Here is a 6,048-nt window from a genome sequence, read left to right as displayed (position 1 = left end):
GCACGTCACAAGAGCACACCGCGCATGATCGCGAACAGCTGACACGACCCGCTCAAGCGTCCGAATCACAAGATCGTCGACAGAACCCTGATCTTGACGTTGATGGCATCAACGAACAAAACCAGGTAAACGCGGTCGACGGGACGGCTCTGCCACTCGGCCATGCCCTCCATCACTTTGTCGGTGATGGTGGAGATGGTCTGCTTGGACACCTCGGCCCCGTAGACCTCGGCCAGGTGGGCGGCGATCTCGCCGTGCGTGAGCCCCTTCGCGGACAGCGACAGCACCATCTCATCGACCCCGGTCAGCCGCCGCTGCCGCTTCTTCACGATCTGCGGTTCGAACGTGCCCGAGGTGTCTCGCGGCACCTTGACCTCGACCGGCCCGACGTCGGTCAGCACGGTCTTGGCCCGGCCCCCGTTGCGAGAGTTGCCACTGCCCCGACCCCCGGCATCGTGCTTCTCATAGCCGAGGTGATCGGTGATCTCACCTTCCAGAGCAGATTCCAGGACCCGCTTGGTCAGCTGCTGCAACAGCCCACCCTGCCCGGTCAGCTGCAGCCCCTCCCCGACCGGCCCCGCTCCACCAGCATCGCGACCAACTGCTCATCGGACACGGACGCAGGCCGCTCAGGCCGGGCACTCTCGACAGGCAACACGGTCTCCAACTCCACGGCGCTGTCAATCACTTGACCTCTCTCCCATGATCGTCGGATCCGCCGTTAGCTTTACACTCCCGGCGCAGACACTAGGTAGCTGCGGGGTTCGCGTTCGTATCGGTCGTTGAGCAGGCGGTAGCCGGTGAGCCAGGACATGGTGCGCTCGATGACCCACCTGCGACGGCCGAGGCGTTGGCTAGACTCGATCCCTTTGCGGGCGATACGGACGCCGATGCGCTTGCTGCGCAGCCATTTCCGCACGTTGGGGACGTCGTAAGCTTTGTCGGCGTGCAGGCGCTGCTGCTTGGATTCGGTCGCGTGGGATTCGTGTTCCATGTGGAAGTGGGACAGGATCGGCTTCAGGGCGAGGCTATCGTGGGTGTTGGCCGCGGAGAGTCCGACGCGTAGGGGCAGTCCGTTCGCGTCGGAGAGGACGTGCATCTTGGAACCGGGCTTACCCCGGTCCACAGGGCGCGACCATCAGGTCAGCCAAGTGCCGCCGCGAGAGACCCGTCAGTATCCGATGCCCGAGCACCTCACGATTCACCGTGCTCGTCACAGCGTCAGATCATGTCGCCCACAACCAGGCCGGTCACATCGCCACCGCGATCACACACCAGATCGTTAGACAAGAGCAACTGCTGCGTACCAGGTTCCCAGAGCGATCGGGATTGGCCGTCTCGTGTCAATGTGAGCCGCCGTGGTGTCCGGGACTCGTCACCGAGGCCCGGACATCACGGCCGTAGACTGCTCACTTAAGACCGAATGCACGGATCACTGTCTGATCGATGCTATTTCCGCTGTCGTCGTGAGCCCGCGCACGCAAGGTGACATGCTTCGCGCTGGCAGGCGCGTGCAACTGTGTCTCCCAGCCGCTGCTGGTCTCCTTCATACGCTGATCGCTCCAGGTGATCCCGCCGTCGTAGGACACCTTCAGGTCTGCGGAACTGATCGTCCGCGAACTGGGGCCTCCCGGCAGATGGGACGGGAGGAGAGTGATCTTGGCAAACCGGGACGCCTTGTCATTCAGGTCGGTGTCCACTCTGTAGTCCATCTGGATGAGCGGTAGTTGAGCTCGCATGCCAGGCTTTCCAGCGCCAGAGGTGAAGGTCCATGCAGTCACGGTACGGGGAGAGTACGGGTCCACCGCCGGGTCGCGTTCCGTCGTGGCTACGAAGCGGTAGGGCACGCGCTTGGTGCTGAGGTCTTCGCTGCTGATGAGCGTCGAGCCCTCGGCCTGGTCGACAACCTGCTTCCCCTGGTAGAGGGTCACCCTTTGGGCGTGGTCGGCGATGGTGGACTGCCCTGCGTGATTGGCCCCGGAGTCACCCCAGCCTGGCACCTCGATTTTGAATCTGTTGTCCAGGCGCTCAGGGAGCATGGACACGTCGTTCATCCTGGGTCGTTGTATTGGGCCGAGCCACTGTTCCTGGGTGCTGGTGCCAGGCCGGTAGGAGGTAATTCCGCCGAGTTGGGGAGTCGTCATACCTTGGGAAGTCTGTACATCGGTTTCTCCACTCCACCGAATGGGCTTGTCCGCAGTGACCCAGTCGGTGCGGAAGCGCCGGGCCAAGGTTTCCGGCGGGAAGTTGCCAACTGAGGTTGTCTGATCGGGGTTCAGGTCGTAGCGGTACTCGAAAAGCTGGTCCTCGGGTTCCTTACGGAAGTCGACGTCGACTCTTGCCAGTTCCTGCTGTGTCGGCTGGTACGTCAGGTTCTGCGGGATGCTGCCGCTCCAACGGCGAACCAGGTCGTAGAGATATTCGGTGACGGGCTGTGAGGCCACGCGGAGGGTTACCCTGCCCTTCTGCAGCTGAGAGATCAGGTGCTCTCCGAGGTCCTTCGTCAACGACGCCACAGCCAGTCGCGTCTTACTGACGCTGTCGCCGTACCGTCCCGGCACGTCGTTGACGATGAGAAGCAAGACCGCCCCGGCCTTTTCAGCGGCAGAAACCTGCTGGTCCAGATCAGCGCGGCGCACCACTGCGATCTTCCCTTGGACGTTCAGGCCCTCATAGTCGGCCGCGGCACCGTCCTTAGCGAAGACGGCCTCCAGGTTCCTGCTCCCTTGAGGCAAATACGCTGAGTTCGCCATCACAAACAGGTCATCAAAGGGCCGGCCGTCCAGCTCGACCGTCAGGGGGGGCTGTATCTTGCGCCAGCGAGTGGTGATGGACATCTCTCCGTCACTCACCCGCTGGCCAGGTATGGTCCACATGCTGTCGTAGTCCCGGGGAAGCATGTAGGAGTCGGTGGCGGAGGCTGTGTCGCCCAGCGACCGGTGGTAGTCCATGCGCATCTGAGCGGCGACGCTCTGCATGGGTGTGACTGCCTTCACTTCACGTACGGCAGTGCCGTCCAACTTCAGGATGGTGTTAGCGTTGACGACGACTTTGGGAGCGGTGAGAAGAGCCACACCGCGGGAATTGGGGCCGTGGGTTCCCTCGACCTCCCCCCACATCCAGATCGCGTAGGTGCCTTCGGGCACCACGACGTCGAGTGTCCCATCCCCCATGCCGAATTCCTGGGGGTTGTTGGCAGGGTCACCGTCCCGGATCATGTGAAGCATTCCGGCGATGGGTTCACCGCTTCGGGCGGTGGCCTTAATGACAAGATGGCGAGGCTGGTCCTCCGTGCTGACGCCAACGACGGTGTCGGCCAATACCCGACCATCAGGGCGGGATGCCTGGATTTCGCCGGTGTACCGGCTTTTACCTGAAACATGGCTCAAATCGGCGCTGACCGCGATCGCGATGGTCCTGCCTGCTGGGACAGTGACCTGTGATGCGGACAGGGAGAACAGACCTGCTGGAACATCCGGGGCCCTGAGGGCCAGGTCGAGGGTGATGTCACGGTCAGAAGTGTTGGTGTAGGTCACCTGCCGCTCGGCCGCCCCGGACTGACCGTCCCCTCGGGGATGGGTGCCGAGATAGGCGGTACCTGTGGCGACCACTGTCGCGCTCGTTGCCGCGGCGATGTCCAGTCGCCCACTTCCACCAGCGTCAGGGCTGTACCCAGGGGTGGCCTTCGCTGTGCTCACCAAGGCATCCTTGAGTTGCTGGCCCGTCCAGCTCGGGTGTTCGACCGCCAGTAGGGCCGCCGCACCGGCGACATGTGGAGTGGCCATCGATGTACCGCTCTTGATTGAGTAGTAGCCCTCACCGGGTGAGTACTGAGACCGGGCCGCCAGCACACCGACACCGGGAGCGGTGATCTCCGGCTTCAGGGCGTGGTCTACGAGCCTCGGTCCCCGGCTGGAGAAATCGGCGACGTGGTCGGCGGAGTCTACTGCGCCGACGGTAAGCGCCGCGTCGGCTGCTCCAGGAAAGCCGACTGTGGATTCGCCCGGACCAGTGTTGCCTGCGGCGATGACAAAGAGCGCGCCCGTCTCCGCGCTAAGGGTGTCGACAGCCTGACTCAACGGGTCGGTCCCATCCGTGGGATCGCCGCCCAGACTCATGCTAATGATCTTCGCCTTCTCGTCCCGCGCGGCCCATTCCATGCCCGCCAGGATCCAGCTCTCTGAACCAGCGCCGGCATTGTTCAGAACCTTGCCGATGTGCAGTCTCGCGCCGGGCGCTACACCCTTCTCCTTGTCACCAGAAGCAGCTCCGGTGCCGGCGATGGTAGAGGCCACATGGGTCCCGTGACCATTGCGATCGGTGACGTCCTCGTCGGGGACGAAGCTGGTGCTCGCCACGATCTGGTCTGCAAGATCCGGATGTTGCGCATCCACTCCGGTGTCCAGCACCGCGACATTAACGCCCTCGCCGGTGTTCCCGCTCTCCCACACTGAGGGCGCGCCGATTTGGGCCACAGTGTCGGCCAGACTAGCCTTCACCTTGCCGTCCAGCCATACCTTCGCTATACCATTGGCGAAGACGGGGGCGACACCACTGCGTGCGTCGACAGTTGGGGGCTGCCTCCCGGTCAGGGAGGACCAGAAGTCTGCGGCCTCGCCAAAGTCCTCGGTCACCGACTTGCCGTCAATGCTGCTGAGGGGGCGGACCGCGGTGCCACCTTTGGGAACCGAATTCGCATGCCGGGCACTTCCGTCGCTCTTGTAAGTCAGTATGAGCGGAAGTCGGTCGGCTCGAGCGTCGTCATACCCATTTCTTACAAGAAGGGTGACGTTGAACAGGCGCTTGTCGAGCAGGCCAGCCCCAAGATACGGGATGACGCTGTCGGGGTACACGTAGGTGTCCGCGCCCGCGGAGGTGACGTGCGCCCCGATTGGCTCGCCATCGGGCCCCTGGACCGTAGTGGTGCTGGGCCCGGAACCCCCTTGCCGCACAGTGACCTTGTCGCCAGTGATGAGAGTGATCGTGTGCGAGACTCCGATTTCGCCGCTTCGCTGGGAGACAGCTGTCGTTTCGATGGCGTGCTGTGTGTGAACGGCTACTGGAAGGGTAACCGCAAGTAGAGCCGTAACCGCAAGGATGAGCGGACCCGGCCTACCTGGAAATCTGATACTCAATGAAGGTCCTTGATGGTTCAGAGGGCGTGTGGCCTCAGCAGTCATATGCACTGAAATAGCGGAGAAGTTGACGTTGGGCCCCCTGTAACACACACCAGTTGATCAAACTTGCACGGCACAGCATGAACTGAGGCCCAGTGATCGATTCCGTCCTGCACTGAGTCGTCGCCACATTCATTAAAAAACAGCCTGTAGATCCTCGGCGTCTTTGGCAATACCCAGCTGTTAACCAATCTCATCTGAGCGATACCGTATGCCGAACGGTGACCGGCGCACAGACTCGGTCATGCTCACACCGAGGCACACGCCAATTCCTGCGATCTGTCCGCACTACGTCTCGCCCAGCCTCAGCACAGGGTCGCCCGACCACGTTAGGACTATGAATGCCGCCCTGTGCTGTCGTCAACAAGGGCGGGCGCTCTGCCACGCTCCATATTGGCGGGTCCCGATGCCCGGACCGAATCGCAACTGCGACGTAACCATGCCGTGGATCGCACTCACGGATGCGGGGGCAGCGGGTGGTGCTGGCTGCTGAGCGACCCAACACTCCAGCCCGCAGCCGAAAATCCGGCTGCCCAGTGGGGGCTCTTCGCACAGCTCGAGATGGCCAAGCGATACGGCAACGGCTTACCGTGGCCGCAGCTACGGTGCCGAGGCTTGCGCGGCAATCGCTGATCAGGTCACCATCGCAAAATGTGTTTGAGTAGACGCTGCTACACCCTGACGCAACATTCTTAAGGACAGCAAATCCAAGAGTCTTGGATTATGGCGCCAAATACCTGAACTCCTACGCCACTGCAGGCAGCTCATTGAAATTCCTCACCGTACTTGGCGGTCATGAGCAAGTCAAGATCTGTCTTTTCTCACGTCACTCCGGTGCAATGGCCTCACCCTAGGGAGGTCAAATCACAGT

At 62.3% G+C, this 6,048-nt stretch carries 1 protein-coding gene and 2 pseudogenes; all 3 read right to left on the bottom strand.

The window, feature by feature from the left end:
• Nucleotides 1-86 precede the first annotated feature (86 nt).
• A pseudogene (locus tag ACIP98_RS41710) lies at nt 87-592 on the bottom strand (transposase); the annotation flags it as partial.
• 135 nt (nt 593-727) lie between these two features.
• A pseudogene (locus ACIP98_RS41705) lies at nt 728-1,129 on the bottom strand (transposase); the annotation flags it as partial.
• 280 nt (nt 1,130-1,409) lie between these two features.
• Nucleotides 1,410-4,853, bottom strand: a complete 3,444-nt coding sequence (locus ACIP98_RS41700; protein WP_401982025.1) for a S8 family serine peptidase — start codon at nt 4,851-4,853, stop codon at nt 1,410-1,412.
• Between the last annotated feature and the right edge of the window lie 1,195 nt (nt 4,854-6,048).

Source organism: Streptomyces sp. NPDC088354, assembly GCF_044753585.1.
Taxonomy (GTDB): Bacteria; Actinomycetota; Actinomycetes; order Streptomycetales; family Streptomycetaceae; genus Actinacidiphila.
The sequence above is the reverse complement of the archived record's forward strand: the minus strand, read 5'-3'. Positions and strand labels throughout refer to the sequence as shown.